This window comes from Brevibacillus parabrevis (assembly GCF_022701015.1).
Taxonomy (GTDB): Bacteria; Bacillota; Bacilli; order Brevibacillales; family Brevibacillaceae; genus Brevibacillus; species Brevibacillus parabrevis.
Genome location: NZ_CP064090.1, coordinates 911,712 through 934,638 on the forward strand (window position 1 = coordinate 911,712; position 22,927 = coordinate 934,638).

22 protein-coding genes are annotated in these 22,927 nt (G+C 48.2%); 17 read left to right on the forward strand and 5 right to left on the reverse strand.

Going from position 1 to position 22,927, the window contains the following annotated elements; genetic code table 11:
• Positions 1 to 11: 11 nt before the first annotated feature.
• The 12 genes from IRJ17_RS04630 (at position 12) to IRJ17_RS04685 (ending at position 14,105) form a co-directional block, all read left to right on the forward strand.
• Positions 12 to 920: a DUF2232 domain-containing protein gene (locus IRJ17_RS04630; protein WP_217021980.1), complete on the forward strand. Its 909-nt coding sequence runs from the start codon at positions 12 to 14 to the stop codon at positions 918 to 920.
• Between the two features lie 4 nt (positions 921 to 924).
• Positions 925 to 2,862, forward strand: coding sequence for a DHH family phosphoesterase (locus tag IRJ17_RS04635; protein WP_063231664.1), 1,938 nt, complete (start codon positions 925 to 927; stop codon positions 2,860 to 2,862).
• 26 nt (positions 2,863 to 2,888) lie between these two features.
• Entirely contained in the window at positions 2,889 to 3,332 is a 444-nt protein-coding gene (gene rplI, locus IRJ17_RS04640) for a 50S ribosomal protein L9 (RefSeq protein ID WP_122962248.1), read from the forward strand.
• A gap of 24 nt (positions 3,333 to 3,356) precedes the next feature.
• The gene (gene dnaB / locus IRJ17_RS04645) at positions 3,357 to 4,706 is read left to right on the forward strand and encodes a replicative DNA helicase (RefSeq protein ID WP_122962249.1); all 1,350 of its coding nucleotides are present in this window, start codon (positions 3,357 to 3,359) and stop codon (positions 4,704 to 4,706) included.
• A 216-nt stretch (positions 4,707 to 4,922) separates the two neighbouring features.
• On the forward strand, positions 4,923 to 6,209 hold the full coding sequence (locus tag IRJ17_RS04650; RefSeq protein WP_122962250.1) for an adenylosuccinate synthase: 1,287 nt from the start codon (positions 4,923 to 4,925) through the stop codon (positions 6,207 to 6,209).
• Between the two features lie 161 nt (positions 6,210 to 6,370).
• On the forward strand, positions 6,371 to 6,580 hold the full coding sequence (locus IRJ17_RS04655; protein WP_007780462.1) for a hypothetical protein: 210 nt from the start codon (positions 6,371 to 6,373) through the stop codon (positions 6,578 to 6,580).
• A gap of 334 nt (positions 6,581 to 6,914) precedes the next feature.
• Positions 6,915 to 8,411, forward strand: coding sequence for a M23 family metallopeptidase (locus IRJ17_RS04660; RefSeq protein WP_122962251.1), 1,497 nt, complete (start codon positions 6,915 to 6,917; stop codon positions 8,409 to 8,411).
• Between the two features lie 184 nt (positions 8,412 to 8,595).
• Positions 8,596 to 9,306 carry a response regulator YycF gene (gene yycF / locus IRJ17_RS04665; protein ID WP_122962252.1) on the forward strand — a complete coding sequence of 237 codons (711 nt, stop codon included), beginning with the start codon at positions 8,596 to 8,598 and terminating at the stop codon, positions 9,304 to 9,306.
• On the forward strand, positions 9,306 to 11,129 hold the full coding sequence (gene walK, locus IRJ17_RS04670; protein ID WP_122962398.1) for a cell wall metabolism sensor histidine kinase WalK: 1,824 nt from the start codon (positions 9,306 to 9,308) through the stop codon (positions 11,127 to 11,129). Before yycF ends, walK begins: the two co-directional genes overlap by 1 nt.
• Complete coding sequence (locus tag IRJ17_RS04675) at positions 11,126 to 12,508, forward strand: YycH family regulatory protein (RefSeq protein WP_242773404.1); 1,383 nt, start codon at positions 11,126 to 11,128, stop codon at positions 12,506 to 12,508. Before walK ends, IRJ17_RS04675 begins: the two co-directional genes overlap by 4 nt.
• Positions 12,495 to 13,268 (forward strand): two-component system regulatory protein YycI, encoded by a 774-nt coding sequence (locus IRJ17_RS04680; protein ID WP_122962254.1) that lies wholly within the window; start codon positions 12,495 to 12,497, stop codon positions 13,266 to 13,268. Before IRJ17_RS04675 ends, IRJ17_RS04680 begins: the two co-directional genes overlap by 14 nt.
• 48 nt (positions 13,269 to 13,316) lie before the next feature.
• Positions 13,317 to 14,105: an MBL fold metallo-hydrolase gene (locus tag IRJ17_RS04685; RefSeq protein WP_063231647.1), complete on the forward strand. Its 789-nt coding sequence runs from the start codon at positions 13,317 to 13,319 to the stop codon at positions 14,103 to 14,105.
• On the opposite strand, the gene IRJ17_RS04690 is transcribed toward IRJ17_RS04685, so the two are convergent.
• The gene (locus IRJ17_RS04690; protein WP_173597202.1) at positions 14,100 to 14,336 is read right to left on the reverse strand and encodes a hypothetical protein; all 237 of its coding nucleotides are present in this window, start codon (positions 14,334 to 14,336) and stop codon (positions 14,100 to 14,102) included. The genes IRJ17_RS04685 and IRJ17_RS04690 overlap by 6 nt on opposite strands.
• 269 nt (positions 14,337 to 14,605) lie before the next feature.
• Here IRJ17_RS04690 and IRJ17_RS04695 point away from each other — a divergent pair, with 269 nt between their 5' ends.
• Positions 14,606 to 15,826 (forward strand): S1C family serine protease, encoded by a 1,221-nt coding sequence (locus tag IRJ17_RS04695; RefSeq protein WP_122962257.1) that lies wholly within the window; start codon positions 14,606 to 14,608, stop codon positions 15,824 to 15,826.
• A gap of 142 nt (positions 15,827 to 15,968) precedes the next feature.
• On the opposite strand, the gene IRJ17_RS04700 is transcribed toward IRJ17_RS04695, so the two are convergent.
• On the reverse strand, positions 15,969 to 16,181 hold the full coding sequence (locus IRJ17_RS04700) for a hypothetical protein (protein WP_173597203.1): 213 nt from the start codon (positions 16,179 to 16,181) through the stop codon (positions 15,969 to 15,971).
• A gap of 319 nt (positions 16,182 to 16,500) precedes the next feature.
• Between IRJ17_RS04700 and IRJ17_RS04705 the strand changes: the two genes are divergently transcribed.
• Positions 16,501 to 16,749: a CxxH/CxxC protein gene (locus IRJ17_RS04705; protein WP_242773407.1), complete on the forward strand. Its 249-nt coding sequence runs from the start codon at positions 16,501 to 16,503 to the stop codon at positions 16,747 to 16,749.
• A gap of 6 nt (positions 16,750 to 16,755) precedes the next feature.
• On the forward strand, positions 16,756 to 17,235 hold the full coding sequence (rlmH, locus tag IRJ17_RS04710; RefSeq protein ID WP_242773410.1) for a 23S rRNA (pseudouridine(1915)-N(3))-methyltransferase RlmH: 480 nt from the start codon (positions 16,756 to 16,758) through the stop codon (positions 17,233 to 17,235).
• Here the strand turns inward: rlmH and IRJ17_RS04715 are convergent.
• A complete protein-coding gene (locus IRJ17_RS04715) occupies positions 17,137 to 18,891 on the reverse strand; it encodes a recombinase family protein (protein WP_242773411.1) in 1,755 nt (584 codons plus the stop codon). The two genes, rlmH and IRJ17_RS04715, sit on opposite strands and share 99 nt — an antisense overlap.
• A 178-nt stretch (positions 18,892 to 19,069) precedes the next feature.
• On the reverse strand, positions 19,070 to 19,645 hold the full coding sequence (locus IRJ17_RS04720; RefSeq protein ID WP_242773413.1) for a helix-turn-helix domain-containing protein: 576 nt from the start codon (positions 19,643 to 19,645) through the stop codon (positions 19,070 to 19,072).
• 329 nt (positions 19,646 to 19,974) lie between these two features.
• On the opposite strand from IRJ17_RS04720, the gene IRJ17_RS04725 reads away from it, so the two are divergent.
• Together IRJ17_RS04725 and IRJ17_RS04730 are read left to right on the forward strand one after the other, a co-directional pair.
• Entirely contained in the window at positions 19,975 to 20,898 is a 924-nt protein-coding gene (locus tag IRJ17_RS04725; RefSeq protein ID WP_242773416.1) for a hypothetical protein, read from the forward strand.
• Positions 20,899 to 21,129, forward strand: a complete 231-nt coding sequence (locus IRJ17_RS04730) for a hypothetical protein (protein WP_242773419.1) — start codon at positions 20,899 to 20,901, stop codon at positions 21,127 to 21,129.
• A 527-nt stretch (positions 21,130 to 21,656) separates the two neighbouring features.
• On the opposite strand, the gene radC is transcribed toward IRJ17_RS04730, so the two are convergent.
• Positions 21,657 to 22,265, reverse strand: a complete 609-nt coding sequence (radC, locus tag IRJ17_RS04735) for a RadC family protein (protein ID WP_242773421.1) — start codon at positions 22,263 to 22,265, stop codon at positions 21,657 to 21,659.
• Positions 22,266 to 22,927 lie beyond the last annotated feature (662 nt).

Below are 22,927 nucleotides of genomic sequence, written 5' to 3' on the forward strand. Positions count from 1 at the left end.
GAGGTGCTGACATGCCTTCCAAAACAAAGCAATTGGCTGAAAATGCCCTGATGCTGGGTATTGCACTGGTGCTGTTGTTCCTCAGTACATATACCGTGCTGGGATCACTGGTCAGTTTCCTTTTGCCGCTGCCTTTTATTTTTCTGGCCGTAAGCCGAAGCGTGTCCAACATGGTGTGGATTTCAGTCGTATACACCTTCCTTGGGTGGATTCTCGCAGGGCCGATTGCCGCCACGATCGCATTGATGGGCGCGGTCTGGGGTTCTGCCATGGGGATTGTTTATGCGAAAAGAGGAAAGGCGCTTCCCGCGATTGTGGCCGGAGCGGCGGTTGTTTTCCTCAGTACCGTTTTTGGACTGGCTTTTATGGCGTACGGGATGAACTTCAGCTTTCAGCACATGCTGGAAGAAACCGCCCGCATGCGCCCTTCCTTTGTGACCAAGGAACAGTTTGATCAGATGCTGGCTTTGGTCAAGATGGTGTTGCCTACGAGCATCGTGATGTTCAGCTTTATTTCCAGCGCCATTACCCATGGTCTGGCTGGCCTGATTGGAAGACGGATTAAAAAGCCGATTCCGCTGCTCAAGCCGATCCGGGAATGGAGCTTCCCGAGATCTTTGATGTACTACTATTTTATCGCCATGATCAGTATTCTGGTCTTCGGCGCCAGTATGCAGGGAACGTTCTGGGAAACCGCAATCATGAACGTAAAAGTCATGCTGGATGCGATTTTTACGCTTCAAGGCTTGAGCTTCTGCCTGTTTGCCGCGTACTTGTACGGGTGGAAGAGATTGACTCCAGTGCTTGTTGTCTGTCTATTTATTTTTCCGTTCTTAAGCACTATACTTAGTCTGGTAGGGATATTTGACTTAGGGCTTCGTTTGCGTGAAAAACTGGAAACAAGAGTGAAGAGGGGCTGAGGAAATGCCCAAATTCCTGTTAAAGCGTTGGTACGGGATGCATATGGTCCTGGCACTCAGCTTTAGCTTGCTGTTGTTGGGGATTTTGACCCTGCACCATTGGATGTACGGGGCGATCGGCATTATCTGCTTGATTGGCCTGATTCTATACGCCCTTCAAGCGGAAAAAGGATTCCAGCGGGACTTGCGCCTGTATTTGGCGACGGTTACACACCGGGTGAAAAAGGCCGGAGAAGGCGTTATTCAGGAGCTGCCGATCGGAATACTCCTATACAACGAGGAAAAGGCAATCGAGTGGGTCAACCCGTTCATGACACATATGTCCGGGGATGAGTCGATGATCGGGAAAAGCCTTCAAGAGGTATTTCCCCAACTCGTGTGGAAGCCGGAACAAAAACGGCTGGAATTTACTTATAATGAGCGGGTATACGAGGTCATGGTTCGGTCCGATGAGCGTCTTTTGTATTTCAAGGACATTACGGACTTTAAAGAATTAACGACGCGTTACCATCGAGAAAAGGCTGCTCTGGCGATTATTCACCTCGACAATCTGGACGAGGTTGGACAAGTCATGGACGATCAGAGCCGCACGCTGCTGTCGACGAGTGTGGCTGGCGTGATTACAGAGTGGGCCAACAAACATGGCATATACCTTCGCCGAATCACGGCTGACAAATTTTTGGCGCTGATGGAACGGGAAGCACTTGATAAATTAGAAGAAACACGTTTTGACATTCTCGATGTGGTGCGGGAAATGACAGCCGACAACAAAATTCCGATTACGCTCAGTATCGGGGTGGGAGCGGCTGCAACTACGTACATCGAGCTGGGGCAAATGGCCCAATCGAGCTTGGATATTGCCCTTGGCCGCGGAGGAGACCAGTGCGCGATCAAGATTGGCAACAAGCTCACCTTCTACGGAGGAAAATCGAATGCCGTGGAAAAACGGACGCGCGTTCGCGCACGGGTGATTGCCCATGCGTTGCGTGATTTGATCCACGAGGCTGAGCATGTGATCGTAATGGGCCACAAGCAGCCGGACATGGATTCCATCGGTGCTTCTCTCGGTGTGCTGAAGGCTGTGCAATTGCACAACAAGGCAGCTTATATCGTCATGGATGAAGGCAACAATTCTGTAGAACGACTGATGCGGGAGATTTACGCCAATGAAGAATTGGCAGAAACATTCATCACTCCGGAGCAGGCGATCAGACTGGTAACGGGCAGAACGCTGCTCGTGGTTGTCGATACGCATCGTCCGTCTTTGGTCATTGAGCCGAAACTGCTTGGTGAGACAAGCCGGATCGTCGTCATTGACCACCATCGACGTTCGGAAGAGTTTATCGAGCCGGTACTTCTGTACCTTGAGCCGTATGCTTCTTCGACATCAGAGTTGGTTACGGAGCTTTTACAATACCAGAGCGAGCGCTTGAATATTGACAATCTGATCGCTACGGCACTGCTGGCAGGGATCGTCGTCGATACGAAAAGCTTTGCCTTCCGTACGGGTTCGCGTACTTTTGAAGCAGCGTCTTTCCTGAGACGGAACGGTGCCGATACGGCTGCTGTTCAACGTTTGCTGAAGGAAGATTTGAGCCAGTACGTGAAACGGGCTCGCATCATTATGAATACAGAGACCTACAGAGACAACATGGCGATTGCCATGGGTGATCCTGCCGAGAACTATACGCAAGTCCAGGTCGCACAGGCAGCGGAACAGCTGCTCACACTTTCTGGCATCCAGGCATCTTTTGTCGTTGCCGAGCGAGGCGATGATACGATTGTCATTAGCGGTCGTTCTTTGGGCGACATCAATGTACAGTCGATCATGGAGCTGCTTGGCGGGGGCGGACACCTGACAGGGGCCGCCACCCAAATCCAGGGCATTTCCGTCAAGGAAGCGACCCGACGTTTGAAAGAAGCGATTGATTCGGTCGTGTAGGCCAATATGAAAAGGGGGAAACGATGATGAGAGTCATTTTTCTTCAAGATGTAAAAGGCCAAGGTAAAAAAGGCGAGATTAAAGATTTGTCTGAAGGCTACGTACGCAACTTCCTGCTGCCGCGCAAACTGGCAAAGGAAGCGACAGATAGCAACGTGAAAACATTGGACGCTCAAAAGCGCAGCGAAGAGAAACGTAAGGAGCAGGAAAAACTGGAAGCGCAAGAACTTGGCGTGAAGCTGGGCGAGCTGACAGTGAAAGTAGCAGGAAAAGCTGGCGAGGGTGGACGACTGTTCGGAGCGATTTCCAGCAAGCAAGTCGCACAAGCGCTGGAAGAGCAGTTCAAAATCAAGCTGGACAAACGCAAGCTGGAGATGGATGCGATTCGTTCGCTTGGCGTAACCCAAATCAAAGTGAAGCTGCACAATGAAGTAACGGCGACACTCAAAGTTCACGTGGTGGAAGAATAATGACGCAAACTTGGAGGGTGTGACGTGAGCGACCTGTTTTTGGATCGTGTCCCGCCGCAAAACAAGGAAGCGGAACAATCGGTACTCGGTGCCGTGTTCTTGTCTAAGGAAGCTTTAATCACGGCTATCGAGATTCTCCGTCCGGAGGATTTTTATAAGACAGCGCATCAGCGTATTTTTCAAACGATGGTGGACCTGTACGAGAAGGGCGAGCCAGTCGACCTGGTTACCGTAACCGCAGATTTGCAGGACCACAAGCTGTTGGACGAAGTTGGCGGCGTAACGTATTTGACGGAAATCGCCAGTTCCGTTCCGACAGCAGCGAATATCGAATACTATGCCAAAATCGTTGAAGAAAAAGCTTTGCTGAGACGATTGATTCATACGGCAACCAAGATCGCCAACGACGGCTACTCCCGCGAAGACGATGTAACAGAGATCATCGCGGATGCCGAGAAGTACATCATGGAAATCGGGCAAAATCGCAACAGTGGCGGTTTTACACCCATTCGTGATGCCCTGTTGGAAACGTATGAGCGGATCGAGTTTTTGAGTCAACGCCGCGGAGACATTACGGGTATTCCATCGGGATACACCGATTTGGATAAAATGACCGCAGGATTTCAGCGCAGCGACCTGATCATTTTGGCGGCGCGTCCTTCTGTAGGGAAAACGGCTTTTGCCTTGAATGTCGCACAAAATGTAGCTGCACGAGCTGGAGAGACAGTCGCCATCTTCTCGCTGGAGATGGGTGCTTCCCAGCTGGTACAGCGTATGATCTGTGCGGAGGGCAATCTGGACGCTTCGCGCATGCGTTCCGGGACGTTGGAGGAAGATGATTGGCAGAAGCTGACGATGGCGATTGGGACACTGGCGAAAGCGCCGATTTTTATCGACGATACGCCAGGGGTAACCGTTCAGGACATCCGGGCAAAATGCCGCCGTCTGCAAGCAGAGCGCGGCCTTGGCATGATTCTCATCGACTACTTGCAGCTGATTCATGGTCGAGGCAAAGGCGACAACCGTCAGCAGGAAGTATCGGAGATTTCCCGTACGCTCAAAGGGATTGCTCGTGAGCTGAATGTGCCCGTGATCGCCCTGTCTCAGCTCAGCCGGGGTGTAGAGCAACGGCAGGACAAGCGTCCGATGATGTCTGACATTCGTGAGTCCGGTTCGATTGAGCAGGACGCCGACATCGTAGCGTTTTTGTACCGTGATGACTACTACGACAAAGAATCGGAAAACAAAAACGTGATTGAAGTCATCATTGCCAAACAGCGTAACGGCCCTACCGGAACAGTTGAGTTGGCGTTCCTCAAAGAATTTAACAAATTCGTCAGCCTGGATCAGCGCTTCCGAAACCAGGCAGGGTAATAGAAGAAAGAGAAAAACCGAAGCCGGAGTAAATTCCGGCTTTTTTTCTTGGCCAAAAAGATTGACAAGGCCAAGTTTTCTAAATTGAATTGCCGAACATATAATCTTTCCACTATTTAAATGTTCGTATTTTCCGTTGACATGCAAGAAATGGTTTAGTACACTTAGATTGTTTCAGGCCCAAAAGGACATGATGATATCAGGAGGTGTTTTTCGATGTCAACAGTCGTTGTCGTCGGAACCCAGTGGGGCGATGAAGGTAAAGGTAAAATTACAGACTATTTGGCTGAAAGCGCAGAAGTAGTAGCTCGTTACCAAGGTGGTAACAATGCAGGCCATACCATTATTTTTGATGGTAACAAATATAAGCTGCACCTGATTCCATCCGGAATTTTCTATACTGACAAGACCTGCGTAATCGGAAACGGCATGGTAATCGATCCGAAGGCATTGGTAAAAGAACTGGAGTACATTCACAGCTTCGGATTCTCTACGAAAAACCTGAAAATCAGTGATCGTGCGCATGTCATCATGCCATACCACATCAAGCTGGATGGCGTGGAAGAAGATAGCCGCGGAGCTAACAAAATCGGTACAACCCGCAAAGGGATTGGCCCGGCATACATGGACAAGGCAGCTCGCATCGGTATCCGTATCGCTGACTTGCTCGATCGTGAAGAGTTTGCTCGCAAACTGGAGCGCAACCTGGCAGAGAAAAACATGCTGCTGGAAAAGCTGTACAATACAACTGGTTTCGAACTGCAAGAAGTGCTGGATGAGTACCTCGCTCTGGCTGAAATCATTCGTCCATACGTAGCTGATACTTCTGTTGTACTGAACGACTCTATCGATAACGGCAACCGCGTTCTTTTTGAAGGCGCACAAGGGGTATTGCTCGATATCGACCAAGGCACGTATCCGTACGTAACGTCCTCCAATCCGATTGCAGGTGGAGTGACAATCGGTTCCGGTGTGGGACCAACCAAGATCAACCAAGTAATCGGTGTAGCAAAAGCATACACCACGCGCGTAGGTGACGGTCCGTTCCTGACTGAGCTGACTGACGCTACTGGCGATCACATTCGCGAAGTTGGCTTCGAATACGGCACCACAACTGGTCGTCCGCGCCGCGTAGGCTGGTTTGACAGCGTAGTCGTTCGCCACGCTCGTCGCGTGAGCGGTATTACTGGCTTGGCGATCACCAAGCTGGATACTTTGTCCGGTATTGAGACTCTGCGCATTTGCACAGCGTACAAATACAACGGCGAAATCATCGAATCGTTCCCTGCAAACCTCAACCTGTTGGCAAAATGCGAGCCGGTTTACGAGGAACTGCCAGGCTGGACAGAAGACATCACAGGTGTTCGCAACCTGAACGACCTGCCAGAAAACGCTCGTCACTACATTGAGCGCATCACCCAATTGACTGGTATTCCAATGTCGATCTTCTCCGTAGGACCAGATCGCGAGCAAACCGTTGTTGTACGCGGCATTTGGGGATAAGCATCACGTCAATAGCATACGTCCTCGCCAGTACATGTGCTGAGAGGCGATAAGAAAAGCTGTCGATGATTCGGCAGCTTTTCCTTTTTTTACGGACAGACAAGAAACGACACCCTCTGGGCATAAGGTTAGACATAAGGAGAAATGGAGAGGTGATCGTGATGATGGGATTTGATCAAAAAGCCAAGAAGCTGCTTGGGAAAAACGTACAGGTGAAGATGATCAACGGCGTCGTGATCAAAGGAACCATGACACATTTCAACAACGGTTACCTTTGCTTCATCACCACTTACAAGCAGCAAAATGACGCTGAAAAGACAACGATTCGCAGACTCGCACTCAAAGATGTAACATCGATGCAAGAAGTGTAAGTCTGGATGTCCGCGACGAAATAAGCCATCTTTCCGTACGATCAGGAAAGATGGCTGTTTATTGTTTGCCTCAGGCTATTGCTCTCCCAGTAATGAAAATATCCCCCAAATGTTTGTCCATCTGGTGAATATTCGCTCGTCATAATTTTTATTCGACAGCAATTTACACTTGATGTTGTCGTGAAACTTATGGTAAAGTCGACATAGTTGGTTTCTTTGGGCATTTTGGCAGATAATTGGAAACTAAATTTTGGGATATATGACCTAGTCGGTATTTTTAAAATTTTCGGAAATGGAACGAGATAGTTGTATCTGTTTTCAGGAGGGACAAGTTATGCAATGGTCTGAGTGGACGGCCAAGCTGCAAGAACGGTCAGAACGTATCGTTCGAGATTGCAGCGATCTGGCGAAACGCGCAATGAAACGTACAAGCTCGTACATCCAAGAACATAAAAAGCAGACACTTTCCATCGCAGCGGGATTGGTCGTTACGGTGGCAGCGGGAGCTTCTGCACAATATTACTACACGAGCAATGTCACATCCGTTTATCATGTCATCGTCAACGGACAGGAAATCGGTGTGGTGAACGACCCGAAAGTCATTCATGACTGGACGACAGCGAAGCTGGAAGAGGAAAAAGCAAAAAAAGGTCTGAACCTGACGCTCGCTGATTATGTAACATTCCAGGAAGAGCGTGAATTTAAAGCATCTTACGACAACGATGCAGCTGTCAAAGCACTTGCTTCGATCGCAGACATCAAAGTTCAGGCAGTGAAGCTGATCATTGACGGAAAAGTAGTCGGTTACTTGCCTGATCAAGAATCAGCTGACAAAGTGCTGGCTGACGTGAAGCAAAAATATTCCGGCGTTCCAGCCTTGACTGGCAAGCAAGCGGCAGTAGCAGCAGCTTCCATGTCTGAAGTGAAAGCAAACCCGGTAAAAGAAGTAACATTCAAAGAAAACGTAGAGTTGCAGACCGAACCAGTAGCTGCAGCTCAAATTTTGCCTGCCGAAAAAGTGGAAGAACTTTTGGTCAAAGGCTCTTTCAAAGATTTGAAACACACCGTAGTTGAAGGAGATTGCATCGGCTGCATCGCCAAAAAATACGGCATTACTTCAAAAGACATCTATGCCAACAACCCGGGCATTACGGAAAATACACTTTTGCAGCTCGGTCAGGAAATCAATGTGACAGCGATTCGTCCGTTGGTTACCGTGCGAGTAAAGGAAGAAGTATCCCAGCAAGAGATGATCGCGTTCTCTACGCAGATCAATAACAACGAGAAGCTTCCCAAAGGGGAAACAAAGGTTATTCAAGAAGGTAAAAACGGTACGAAGCTCGTTCAATACGAAGTAGTGAAAGAAAATGGACAAGTTGTCGATCGCAAAGTTATCAAACAAGATGTAGTTGCACAGCCTGTAGCAAAGATCATGGAACGCGGAACAAAAGTGATTCCTTCCCGCGGGACAGGCCGTTTGAGCTGGCCAGCCAGCGGATATGTGAGCAGTGGCTTCGGTTCTCGTTGGGGCAGACTGCATAAAGGAATTGATATTGCCGGACAAGGGTCTGTCATGGCGGCAGACAACGGCCGCGTAAAATTCGCGGGCTGGGACGGCGATTACGGAAAAGCAATCATCATCGACCACGGCAATGGCATGGAGACGCTGTACGGTCACTTGAACACGATCAGCGTAAAAGTCGGCGATGTTGTTGAACAAGGAAAGAAAATTGGCGTTAAGGGTTCGACAGGAGACTCCACAGGTGTCCATCTTCATTTTGAGGTTCATCAAAATGGACGAGTTCAAAACCCGATTCGTTACTTAAAATAGACATGTAATTTTTGGATGAAGAAGGGCGACTCTTTGGAGGAGCCCTTTTTGTCGTATCAGGATGTTTTTGCATACAAGGGCAGGGAGTGTCTGGCAGGGGTTTCTATGCAGCCCGGACATGGTGTATTGTAGAGGAATAGCGATGTGCGAAGTGGAATTGTTATAAGGAAAAGGAGGGAGCGGGATGGCAAAACTCCTCGTGGTAGATGATGAAAAGCCGATTGCAGATATATTGAAGTTCACTTTTGAAAAAGAAGGGTACCAGGTCGTGTGCGCCTACGATGGCGATGAAGCGCTCGTTGTCGTGCAGGATGAGAGACCGGACCTGATTTTGCTGGATGTCATGCTGCCTGGCAGGGACGGGATGGATGTATGCCGCGCTGTCCGTCAAACACATGATATCCCGATTATCATGCTGACAGCCAAAGACTCGGAGCTGGACAAGGTGCTTGGATTGGAGCTGGGGGCGGACGATTACGTCACGAAGCCTTTCAGTACGCGCGAGCTGGTGGCACGGGTGAAGGCTCACTTGCGCCGCAATCGTCCGAAAGCCGAAGAGAAAGACAGCCAGCATCTGTTGCGGGTACACGAGCTGGAGATCGATTTAAATTCCTACACGGTGGAAAAAGTGGGAGAGCTGCTGGATTTGACTCACCGCGAGTTTGAGCTGCTGATGTACTTGGCCCGCCACCAGGGACAAGTGATGACGCGGGAGCACCTGCTTCAGTCTGTTTGGGGCTTTGACTATTTTGGCGATGTGCGGACAGTGGACGTTACGATTCGCCGCTTGCGTGAAAAGATCGAGGACGATCCTAGCCAGCCGAAGTACATTATCACTCGTCGCGGCTTGGGCTACACGATGCGCAATCCCGGAGTGGGAGGCACGCCTGGATGATGAGGCGGCTGTTTAAAACGATCCAGTGGAAAATGGTCGTCATCTACATGCTGCTGATCCTGCTTGCTATGCAGTTCATCGGCGCTTATTTCGCTCGGGAAGTGGAAAGCTATTACATAAATAACTTTTCAGAGGCTTTGAATGCTCAAGCGAGTCTGTTGGCGAGTCTCCTGGAAAGCGATTTGCGGCCGCGTGACGGAAAAGAACCGAGCGTGGAGCAAAATCGCCAGGACATCGACAATCTCATCAACAACCTGGTGAAAATAAACGGTGCCAACGTCCAAGTCATTGACCAGACGGGAACGGTGGTCAGCACGACAGAGGACAAGAGCACGATCGGCCAGCGCACCTCGCAGCCGGAAGTTACGGTGGCATTGCTCGGAACGCGCAGTGAATCGATGCGGATTGATCCGCGGACCGGAGCGCGAGTCAAAGTGCTGGTACTGCCCGTAAAAGGCGATCAGATTGTCTACGGCGCTGTCTACATGATGGCTTCCATGGAAGGAACCTATACGACGATTCGCAAAATGAACGGGATCTTGGCGACGGGCACGATGTTTGCGCTCGTCATCACAGCGGTGCTTGGCGTGGTGCTCGCCCGGACCATTACGAAGCCGATCAAGGAAATGACGAAGCAGGCCAGGCTTGTTGCCGATGGTGATTTTAACAGCAGTGTGCGCGTGTACAGCGACGACGAGATCGGACAACTGGGGATGGCTTTCAACCATATGACGCTGCGGTTGCAGGAAGCGATTTTGCAGCAGGAAGAAGAACGGGAAAAGCTCGCCGGTATTTTGAGCAACATGACAGATGGCGTGATTGCCGCCAACCGCAGCGATCAGATTATTTTGTTCAACCGCGCTGCGGAAGAGATGCTGCAAGTGCGAATGGCTGACGTCCTGCGCAAAAAGAGAACGTTGGCTGATTTGCTGGGGCTTCCCCCTGAGGACGAAATGTCGTTGTACGCCCAGGAGGAGCCGCTCTTCATTGAAATGCGCCTGCCCAATCAGGAAGAAGTTATTTTGCGCGTGACGTTTACGCCGTTGCAGCACGACAGCGGCAAAAAGGGCGGAATCATCGCAGTAGTGGCAGACGTGACAGAGCAGCAGCGGCTGGAGCAACAGCGCAGGGAGTTCGTCGCCAACGTATCGCACGAGCTGCGCACTCCACTGACGACGATCAAAAGCTATGTAGAAGCTTTGCTGGATGGTGCGGTGGACGAGCCTGATCTGTCCAATCGCTTCTTGAAAGTCACCATGTCCGAGACGGAGCGGATGATCCGTCTGGTCAACGACTTGTTGCAGCTAAGTCGCTTCGACTCCCAAGGTGTGCGCCTGCATTGCAAGGAGGCGGACCTCGGCCGACTGTTGCGCTATGCGGCGGATCGCTTTTCCATCTTCAGCGAGCAGCAGGAGGTTCAGCTTGCCGTTGATGTGCCGAGCAAGCTCCCGCCTGTTTACATCGACCTGGATGCGATCAATCAGGTACTGGACAATTTGTTGTCCAATGCGATCAAGTATACGTCCCAAGGCGGCACGGTCGTGCTCTCTGCCAAAGAAAACCGCAGCTTGAACCGTGTGCAAATCTCCATCAGCGACACTGGGATCGGGATACCTGCCCGTGATTTGAAGCGGATTTTCGAACGGTTCTATCGGGTGGACAAAGCCCGCTCGCGGGGACAGGGAGGTACTGGTCTGGGACTGGCTATCGCTCGTGAACTGGTACAGGCCCATGGCGCAGATATCGAGATTACCAGCGAATGGAACGTGGGGACGACGGTGACGTTCTGGGTCCCATTTGCCCAAGGAGGTAGTGCGGGATGAAGCGGATGCTGGAGCCTGCCAAGACCGTCTTGCTTATCGTGCTGGTGGTGTCCAGCTTTTGCCTGACAGCGATGCTGTGGGCGAACCAGCCCAATTTGCAATTTATCGAGCCTGCACAATATACAGAGTCCAAGCCCGTCAAGGAAAAGACGTTGGAGCAGCTGGTCACTCCGGAGTCGGTGGTCTTTCATTACGGGGAAGAACGCCATACGCGGGCAGTAGCGACAGATGCTCCGTACAGCTTGATCGTGAGTGAGATGTCCAAGTGGATTTTTCTCGATTTTTCTCCGTATGCGTTGTCGAATGACAAGTGGGGGGAAATTGCCCGGGAAAAGTTAGGGATCGAGGTTCGCTTTCGCAGCACGATTCCTTTGTCGATTGTTGGCCGCTTGGTAACGTTTCGCGACGAGTATGACCGCGAAATCAAAGGAATCGACCGGATTTGGCTGTACTACGAAAAAGACGAGGATGTCGTCTATGCGCTATTTCTCTCCACAGAGGAAGGCCGCATGATGCGTTCCCGCACGTCGATCAGTCCGAAAGATTTGCGAGAGTCGTACCTGGCTTCCGGAAGCTCCATGCCGGAGCAAATCATGAAGGTGGTCAAACCGGAGCGAACTTTTACAGCGATTGAAGGACCAGCGCCGATTTGGAGTACGTATTATTTGCCGAAAAATCAGTCGCGCATGCAGCAATTCCGCTACAGCTATGTGCCAGTCACCAACGATCGTCTGATGGAAGCGTATTTTATCGACCAGTCGCTGGTGAGGCAAATCATGGAGCGGGACAAGACGGTTATTTTTACAGACGGAAGCAGATCCATTCAGTTGAGGGCAGAGCAGCAGGCGATTACTTTTACAGACCCGGCTTACCAGCAGCGGGCGCAAGAGTTGTCTGACGAGGAAAAAGTCCAAGGCGCAGTTACTTTTATCAACAAGCATCTCGGATGGCTCGATGACTTTCATTTTGAGCGGATCAAAAAAAGCTACAATGAAAAGGACCTGATTACGTTCCGGCAGTATGTGGGCGCCTATCCGTTGGTCAGCACAAGTGTGCCGATTCAGATTGATACGATCCAGATTACTTCGGAAGCGGGACAAGTTGTGACAATGAATCGCTCTCTGCTCGATTTGGACAAATATATTGGCAACAGCGAGCAGACCATCCTGTCGGGACCGGAGCTGTATCAGTTGATCAGGGACAAAAAACTGGCGGATACGGAGCAAATCACCAATGCGTATCTCGCCTATCAAACGGTCATCGGAAACGGTTATGTCGACTTGATCCCAACCTGGATCGTTGAGCTGGCGAATCAGGGGAATCTCTATATTCTCGCACGGGTGAAGCAGGGAGGGGGAGAGACGCATGGATTGGAGTAGAACCAAGACCATTCTGATCTGGGCCTTCCTGCTGCTCGATCTGTTTCTGTGCTACCAGGTGTACGTGACGCGCATCAGCTTGTGGAATGACAAGGAAGTGGCGCAGGGCGAGAAGTGGAATATGGAGATGTATCTCAACCAGCAAAATATTTCCCTGGACACGGAAGTGCCTCAGGAAACGCCCGAGATGGCTTATTTGGACGCTGAATACGTCGGGATTAATCCGATTAACCTGCATGATTTACCAGGGATTCAAGCTACGGTGGAAAAGATGTCGCTTGCGGCAAGACTTGATCCGCCGATTCAGCTTCGCGGTCAGCTGACGCCAAATGAGTTGCTGCGTCAGATCGGGCCAAAACTGATGTACGCCGATCAGTACGGGCCGGATTCGTACCAGTCGAACCAATCACGTCTGCTGTACTGGCAAGTTCACGAAAAGATGCCGATCTACATTGCCCCTTTGGAAGTGTACTTGGAAAGCGGGACGATTTTGGGATACAGGCAAACCTTTTTCCATGTACGGGAACAAAAAGGCGTGCGCCAGGTCATCTCCGGCTACAAAGCATTGCAGTCGATGGTGGAAAAGAAAATCATTCAGCCGGGAGAACGGATCGAGAATGTCAGCTTGGGCTATTACGGTTCATATGACGCGGACATTCAGGCGCTTGCTCCGGTATGGCGAGTCATTCACGACGGCAAGCAGCATTTTGTCAATGCGTTCACAGGTGCTCTGGAGCGCGCGATGGTTACGAACAGGTAGCAGATATAGACAGACTGTCAGGGAAAGTTACGGGAAGAGGGATGTTCGGTGAGATTTAGTGTGTTGGCAAGCGGGAGCACAGGCAATGCCATTTACGTAGCGACAGATCGTGTTTCCGTGCTGATCGATGTGGGGATTACGGGCAAACAGGCAGAGGCGGCGCTCCAGACGATCGGCGTCAATCCAGCCGATTTGAGTGCGATTCTCGTTACGCACGAGCACGTCGACCATATCAAAGGGGTCGGAGTGATGGCGCGGCGATACGATCTGCCGATTTACGCCAATGAAAAAACGTGGGCAGAGCTGAACGGGCAGATCGGCACGATCAAGGAAGACCAGAAGCGGCTCTTTGCCGTAGGAGAGAAGCAAGAGCTTGAGGATTTGGGCATTGAATCGTTTGGCATCTCGCACGATGCGGCGGAGCCGATGGGCTTTTGCTTTTACCATGGCAAAAAAAAGCTGAGTGTCGCAACAGACCTGGGCTATGTCAGCGATCGGATCAAGGAGACGATTCGCGGTGCGGATGCGTACGTATTTGAATCCAACCACGATGTGGAGCTGCTGCGCATGTCGCAATATCCGTGGAGCATCAAGCGGCGCATTTTGAGTGATGTGGGCCACTTGTCCAATGAAGCGGCAGGCGACGCCCTGATCGATTGTCTCACAGGGGGAGCAGAGCGAGTGTATTTGGCCCACTTGAGCAAGGAGAACAACATGATCGACCTCGCCAGACTGACGGTGAAAAACATTTTGGAGGAAAAAGGTCTGGCGGTCGGCAACGATGTGCATTTGCGCGATACATACCCTGATCGGCCGACCAAGCTGGAAGAGCTATAGGAGCGGTTTGGTCTGGGTTTGGCGACGGCTGATGGCGTTCGAAAGCTGGGCGATCGTATCGAGTTGAAAGCTCAGTTGACTATCCAGCTCGTTCACTTTTTCTGTCAGTTCGTCATGTGTCAGCAAGCCTTTGGCAACGAGGATATCGATGAGAGCGTGCAGGACAAGCGTGTTGTGGTAATCGGTTTCTTGCAGATCGGCAAGCTTGGCGATGATCTGTACCTCTTTCATATCTATCAACCCTTTCATATTGGATGGGGTCGTAAAAAGCTTCTAATCTAGCATATCCGGGCTCTCGGTGAAATATTCCGAGGGCTTTTTGCATTCCACAACCTTTCCATATTTCTCACGCGATTTTGCCGAAACCAAGACGTATACTAAGGGTGTCAAAAGGAAGCAGTCAACCAGAACTCATACATGCAAACCTGTGATACAGGTGTATAGGAGTAACGCAAACCTGTAACCCTAGTATTAGTAGAGGAAGAAGGAGAGTGTGAATCATGGGGTACTATGATGATTTGACTCATGTGGAGCGGAAAAAACGAAGCGGTTCAATCGGTCGTACTGTTCTGACGTCAGTAACGTCAGCGGTGATTGGGGGAATGGTCGTCCTGCTCATGCTGCCGACTCTCTCCAACTCCGGATATATCAACATGGTCAAGCCAGGGACAACGAATGTCATGAGCAACCCGGCAGCCAACCTGTTTGCCCAGCCTGTCTCTGTAAAGGTGGAAACGGGTACAGTCAACGCAGTGAAAAAAGTGGAGAACGCAGTAGTCGGCGTGATTAATATCGGACGAACTCGAACCAACTGGTTCAGCAATACACAAGATGTCGAGCAGGGCGAAGGCTCTGGCGTCATTTTCGAGAAAAAGGGCGGAAAAGCCCACATCATCACCAACTACCACGTAATCGATCAGGCGCAGAAGCTGCAAATTGCTTTGCCAACTGGTGAAAAGGTAGACGCGAAGGTTTTGGGTGCCGACCCGTACGCTGACTTGGCTGTTCTGGAGATCGATGGAGCGAAAGTAACGACAGTAGCTGAGCTTGGGGATTCCTCCACGCTGCAAGTAGGCGAGCCGGCCATCGCGATCGGGAACCCGCTGGGAATGAAGTTTTCCCGCACAGTGACGCAAGGTATCATCAGCTCGCTGGAACGCTCGATGCCAATGGACTTTAACGAAGACGGCCAGGACGACTGGGAGCTGGACGTTTTGCAAACGGATGCCGCGATCAACCCGGGCAATAGCGGGGGCGCACTGGTCAATATCGAAGGCCAGGTCATCGGAATCAACACCTTGAAGATTTCCAAAGAAGGCGTGGAAGGCTTGGGCTTTGCCCTCCCAATCAATGATGTAAAAGTCATCGTCAGCGAACTGATGGAAAAAGGCAAGCTGGAGCGAGCTTACCTCGGCGTGCAGCCATTCGACCTGACAAACGTGCCGCGAGTGCATTGGAAAGAAACACTGAATCTGCCGGACGATGTGCAGGCAGGGGTAGTGGTTCAAGGCGAAGTAGGCAAATTCTCGCCAGCAGGGCAAGTCGGCCTGAAGCAATACGACGTCATCGTCAAACTGGACAACAAGGACATCTCGAATGGCGCCCAGTTGCGCAAATTCTTGACCTTGAACAAAAAGCCAGGCGATTCGGTGGTCATTACCTACTATCGCGATGGTGTTAAGAAGACAGCTACAGTTAAGTTGACGAAAACACCGCAGTAAGTAGAGGCAAAGCATCGATTGGAATGACTCGTGAAATGACCCGCGCTTGCTATGGCGGCTGATGGCTTACGTATGCCGGATGCCGCTCCTTTTTCAAGCGAGGACAGACGGATGGTAGATGTAAGCTGATGCCGTTCCTCTTTCAAGCGAGGAGAGACGGATGGTAGATGTAAGCCGGATGCCGTTCCTCTTTCAAGCGAGACAGACAGATGGCATATGTAAGCCAGGCCGTGTGAGTGTAAGCGTTGCGGCAGGAAGGCAGTATGTTGGTGCTGGTGGCTTGTGGCGGCATGAAAAGCCCGCAAGACGAGCAATCATTGGTGGCAATTCCGGGACGAATTTGTCCCGTTTGCATATATGTTCCCCCCTCTATCTATTTTTAAATAGATCCCTTCATTGAAGAGCGTCGAGCTGAGATCGGCGCTCTCTTTTTTTGCTGTTTAACATGTTTGTGCTGGGGTATCTTCGCGTTCTTCCGTGCATCTTTATTTATGGTTCAGGAGGTGCTGGGAGTCCAGTGCTCTGGCGCGGGCTACGGGCTAGGTTATGACGTGACGGAGCGTCCACGATGACAAGTCAGCTTAGCTCGGTTCGAAGCAGATGGATTTGTTTTGCGGGCGTTCTGGGGTAGAATAGGAAACGACATGAAAATGCGCGGAAAAGAGGCAATGGACATGGACAAAGGCAAAATGATGGAGAGCATTCAAATAGATGGACAAAAGGTGGAGTTGGAGGCGGGATTTCCGGTGCGGTTTTCTTGCATGGAGCATGTGGAGCAGGAGCTGGACGACTACGTAAACGACTTCGAGGCAGCGCCGGACACCTATCCGGCAAAAGCAATTGACGACGATGCAGCAGACAAGCGCTGCCGGGTGTGCGGCGAGCCAGGCCAGATTGCGCTTTTGAAAGAGAAAGGAATGTAGACGAACGTGCAAATCACAATCATTACGGTAGGCAAACTAAAGGAAAAATATTTGCGCGAAGGCATCGACGAGTACAGCAAGCGCCTGTCTGCCTACTGCAAGCTGCAAGTAATCGAAGTCAGCGACGAAAAGGCCCCGGAAGAAATGAGCGCCGCCGAGATGGAGCAGGTGAAGCGCAAAGAAGGCGAGCGCATCCTGGCGCAGATCAAGCAGGACCAGTACGTAATCGCGCTGGCGATCGAGGGACAGATGTGGTCATCGGAAAAGCTGTCGGCGGAGCTGGACAGGCTGGCCCTGCACGGGCGCAGCCAGGTGGCATTTGTGATCGGCGGATCGTTGGGACTGGCAGACACGGTTCTGAAGCGTGCGGATGCGCTGTTGTCGTTTTCAAAGATGACGTTTCCGCATCAGCTGGTGCGGTTGGTGTTGTTGGAGCAGGTTTATCGGGCGTTTCGGATTAGTCGGGGGGAACCGTATCATCGTTAAGGGTAAAATGGGGAGGGAATTAAACAATTCCCCCACGTTAATGTTGTATCTCGACTTACGCTTTTTCCAAGGTTGGAGCTGTTCTTCAACATTAGGATATAGCTGTTTCAGCAACTCATAGGTGTTTTCCATTGCATCAATCGTGAAGTCAAAGCGGAGATTGATTTTCTCGATTCGGCGACCAATGCCCCGAGGCGCTTCTTTGCTTACGGTAATATCTTTGATTACGAGGCGAAGGAGCGCTTTTTGTTGTTCGGGTACCACATTGGAAAGTACCATTTGAAAATCAGACAATAGAATGCGAAGCGCTTCATAATCAATTGGTTTGGTGTCGGCATCAGAAAGCTCGGTTTGAAGTTGTCGAAAACGAGATTCCAGTTGCGTTTTCTCCTCTTCAAGCTCATTCAGTTTTTTGCTGATAATGTTTTTTGGCATGGATTCATCAAGTAACGCTTCAAGCAGCTTATTGGTGTTTTTGTCAATTTGCTTTAGTTTCGATTCAACTAATTTCTGCTCTTGGTAGAATGGCTTTTCTGCATTGGCTCTTTGTGCGTTAACCTGGTTAACAATCATCTTTAGTGTCACAGGGTCTGAAACAAGGAAGGACAGGTGGGACATTACTTCTTGTTCTGCAATGTCTGCACGTATGGAGTTGGCCTTACAAACGGTTTTCCCTTTGTTGTGGTGTTGTCCGCACACATAATAGCGATACCTAGTACCTTCTGAACCTTGAGAATAGCCAGGAACCATTCCATAACCACACATGGGGCATTTGAGAAGACCACTTAAGACAAATGGTTTTTCTGAGCGCGATGGTTTGTAGGAGCGTTTATTGCGTAGACTTTGGACTCGCTCCCATTGGTCTTCAGAAATAATGGCTTCATGTTCACCTTCCACCACTAAGTATTCTTTGTTTCTCCCTTTGCGCCGTTTTTCTGACCAGTTCTCCTTCTGGTTAAAGCGGACTTTCCCGATATACATAGGATTGCTCAAGATATCTTTAACAGCAATCACAGAAAAAGCGTTGCCTTTTTTGGTTTTATAGCCTTTTACATTAAGATGACCGACAATTGCCTTATACCCGAGACCTTGTTCAGCAAGGTTGAAGATTTCACGAATGAGAGGAGCCTCTTCGTCATTTACTACTAGAGTTTTATTTACAGAGTGATAACCTAAGCAAATTCCTCCATTAAACTTCCCTTGTTTCGCACGTTCGGTCATCCCCATTTTTACCCGACCTACAATGGTGTTACGCTCCATTTCTGCAATGGAACCAACCATTTGAAAGACCATTCTCCCCATCGGTGTTGTTGTATCTATGTTTTCATTAATACTCACAAGCTGGACACCGTTTTTTTCTAACTCATCGTTGATTTCGAGAGCATCTTTAAGCTTTCTCGCCAAGCGGTCAATTTTGTATACCAGAACAACATTGAAATTACCCTGCCTGCTGTCTTGTAGTAGACGCTGCATGTGAGGTCTACCCTCAATGCTTTTACCGCTATACCCTTCGTCTACATACTGCTCCACAACCTCCATATTATGAACTTCGGCATAACGATGTAGGTCAGCAAGCTGCGCTTGTATACTAAAGCCTTCATTTACTTGCTCTTCTGTGCTTACACGCACGTAAATTGCTGCTCTAAGCTCTTTCATGTAACCTTCTCCTCTCTATTCATTGTTTGTTGACTTAATTTATTGACCATACTGGCAAGTTGCTTTACGAACTGTTCTTTATGTTTCTCACCTTGCTCAATGTTTGTCGGAAGATTTACTTTACTGTTATAGGTCACTTTTGATAGATATAAATGGTCCATATTACCACTCCATTCCCTTATTTATTAAGTGAATTTTGTTGAAGGCGGTTTAATTCCTCAATAAATTTTTTAGTTTCAGCATTGACTGTAATCTTGCCAAGTAGTAGTTCTGCTTGGTATAAGGGTTGAATCAAATTGATAAGAAGTTGTATCACAGAGGCATCTGTTTTCGTTTCAAGAAGCTGTTTTATCAAGGCAAGTTTTAATTCTGCGGTGGGCTTATCAGCTTGTTGGTAAAGCTTTGTGGCAATTTCTAGTGACGCATCGTGGACAATATTTTCATCCAGTGATAGCGGTTGGAGCGGTAGGTTTGTTTTTACCCATTGTTCATAAGGAATCCTAATATTGTTTTCATGGCACACCTTAATAAATTCCAGTAGCATCTGTCTTAGTTGACTTTGATATGTATCTACAACGATTGAATTTGGATTCATATCCAATGATTTAGCCAATTTCATAGTTGTTTCAAATGATGGTGCACATTTCCCATTTTCAATCTCCGAAATGTGAGTATGAGAAACACCTGTTTTTTCTGCGAGTTGACGAAGTGTAAGATTAAGTTCATTTCTACGGTTTCGTAATTCTTGACTCAAGTTCAATGTAATCACCTCTACATTTATTATATCATGTTCGAATTTAACTTTACATACTTATATCAGGTTTGATAATATAAAATAACAAATTGTATGATTTTAAATTTACATCATACTGTGATTGTGACCTAAGTAGATAAAAGATGTCTAAATTCTAACTGAGCACTAACTTGATAAGGAGGAATTTAGTTGCGCCCATAACTATAAGCACTAAATATTAAAATTTACAGAGGATGGAAATAGTAATCCACTTCCCCATACTTGTTGCACCTTCGGGGGAGATAACCAATAAAAAGGTTAATCGCTACTCCCAGAAGGAGTAATTTCATGTGAAAGTATCATCCTATTGGAATAAGAAGGTGCAGCAACATCCTCATGGCTACATGAAGTACAGGAAACTATTTGAACAAAGGACTGAATTATGGGAGAGTCCTATTGACGGAATTATGCTGTTTTTTGAAGGCCCTGTTGCGTCTGATTTTTATGCTTTGCTAAGTGAGTTTGGAATCCATCATAAATACTGCCGCAATAAGTCAATGTATGACCAATGTATTTCACTGGGACCAGTACGTGTCTTTCAAAGACCAAGATTTACAAACATACCGCAGGTAATGATAAAGATTAACCCATCAAACGCTGGTCTTACACTAGAGCAAATTAGCCATTGGTTAGATTTAATTTGCGGAAATATACAAAATGTATTGGTCTATAGGGTGGATTTCAAAGTAGACATGCTAGGCTTCGAAACAAGTGAGTGCATTAACAGTTTCTGGTGCTCGGGCTTTAGAAAATTTGATGATTCAAGGTATTCAGGCGAGACACTATACATGGGGAGTAGGCGAGGAAAGCGGCAAAGAGTAGTGTACAACAAAACGAAGGAATCAAAGTTGCCCTTTGTTTTAACCAGGATTGAAACGCGTGAACGGTTTAAAAAAGGTCAACGATTAACATTTAATGACTTCTGTTCGACCCTGATTACATACAATCCATTCGAGGGCGCGTATCTGGTAAATGTGAATAGTCCCGATTTCCAATTTTGTCTCAAGAAGTTCGGAAAGTCCATCATTGAAAATAGTGTGATTAAGACACTCAAAAGCTTGAGTACTTACCAAAGAAAGGCACTTGTAAAAGTAATCGAAAGTAATTATGGAAACAATAACATTGCGCTCGTATTTCAAGACCAACTTAATAAGTGGTTAAACCATGAAAACCAAATGAGAAGCATATCATCAAGGAAGGGAGGCTGTGCATAAATGAGTGTAATAGCCAAAATTACAGAGCTAAATCCTAAACATAATATTCTGGCAACAGCACAAGTGAAAACAGATGGCTTAACCATAAAGGGAATTCAATTGCTTCGTAACCTTAACACAGGTGAGTACAGGATTATCTTTCCTATCCCAGAGGGTAGGAACACTCCTTGTATTGAAATCAGTGATGTCAAAATAAGAGAGAAAATCCTTGATGCTGTTGTAGCAAGATAAGTAGCATAGATTCGAAAACGGAATTTTTTGGACACGGAGGCTAACCGTAAAGATTTAGAACCAGAGAGAACCGCTACCAAGAAGAGGCGTGACTACAAGAAAGAAATGTTGAAATTCTACAGAGGTTCATAGATTTCATCGGACGACAACGATGTAGTAATCAAGAAAAAAGGAAGCCTGTCAAGGTACGTTCTTTGCCTTGACAGGCGAATCATATCTCCGACACTTTTGATTTCCCAGCAAGTCATTGCTGGGCTGGCTCACGCCGAGTGAAGGGGTGCAGGGGTGGTAATCCCTGCGTCTCCCCCTTTGGGGGACGGAAGGGGGCTGGGTGTTCACTTTATTATCATGTACCCACACGGTATATGTTACAAAACTATTATTTCAATGTATATATAAGAGATTCAATAAATGGTACAAACCATTTTGTATATTCTACCCGCTTAGTACATCTAAAACCGCGGTAGGACTGGGATGTTCTTAAAAGGGAGTGCAAAGTGCCATCTTAACAACCAAAACCAATCATCTTAAATCCTCCCCTGTTCTTTAAATGAATAGAACCATTCGAAGCCAACGATTACATGGTCGAGAATGTCGATACCAATAATTTCACCGGCCTTTTGCAGACGTTCCGTGACAATAATATCTTCTCGACTCGGTTCCGGTTGGCCGCTTGGGTGATTATGAATTACAACAGCAGATGCGCAGCTTTTCCGAATTAATGGTTTGAAGACTTCACGAGGATGCACAATTGAGCTATTAAGTGAGCCGATGAAGACGGTCTCCTTAAATACAACCTGATTCTTCGTATTCAGTCCTATTACGACGAAATGTTCTTGAGTTAAAAACTGCATGTCCTTGACATACTCAAAAACATCACGCGGCGACCGTATGATATAAGTGTCTTTTGAGGGAACTGGAAGCATTCTGGCTAATTTCAAAGCAGCAATGATTTGTTGTGCTTTGACTGGACCGATACCTTTGATAGCCATTAGCTCTTCTTCTGTTACATCCAAAAGCTCTTGAATCGATGAGAAACGGTTGAAAAGTTCATTGACCAAGTAACCATTGGTTTTTTCACGCAAGGTGTTCGCTAACAATGTTCTGAAGACTGCAATATTGTATACATTATTCATGGCCAAAACCCTCCTGAAAATGAAACAGGAGGGGCTCTTCGCCCCTCCTTGTTTTTCGTTGATTGATTCATTTAAAATAGTTGTGTGCTGTTGTTTGGTGTGCTCCTAGTAGCGCACTTTTTTGTGTAAGTGACTCAATTGCCATTTCTAGCAAGACAAGTTTGACAAGAAGCTTGACATAATCATGCCTTCGTTTGAATTCAAGTTTGCTTTGCTGTTTAGTTTCTCTTTAAGCGCTAAAAGTCGGCATTAGCCGTTTCAATTGTTTCATAGATTTCTCACCTCCAATCTAATTGAACGCCTCTCACCATTCAGAAGTCCTCGCTGTAAAATGAAAAACCTAGATAGATTCCAATAAAGGAACTAACTAGGTTTGTATGAGGGGTGAGGCACCAAACGGCGTAAAAAATGCTTTAACATTACGCCTAGTACACCGGGAATTTTATATGGAAATGTAACTATATAAAGGCATTTTGATACCATGCTAGCGCGAAGCGCGGGTATCTACTGAATGACAGCTTTATATATTTGTGTTGAGCCTGTCCTTGTGAATATACCTCTGACCAAGTTGTAATAAATGACCGCTAACGGAGGGGAATATCTGCCCATCTTTTTTCAGCTCAGAGGAGGTATTGGCGTCCCCTGCGGATAAATATGTTAAG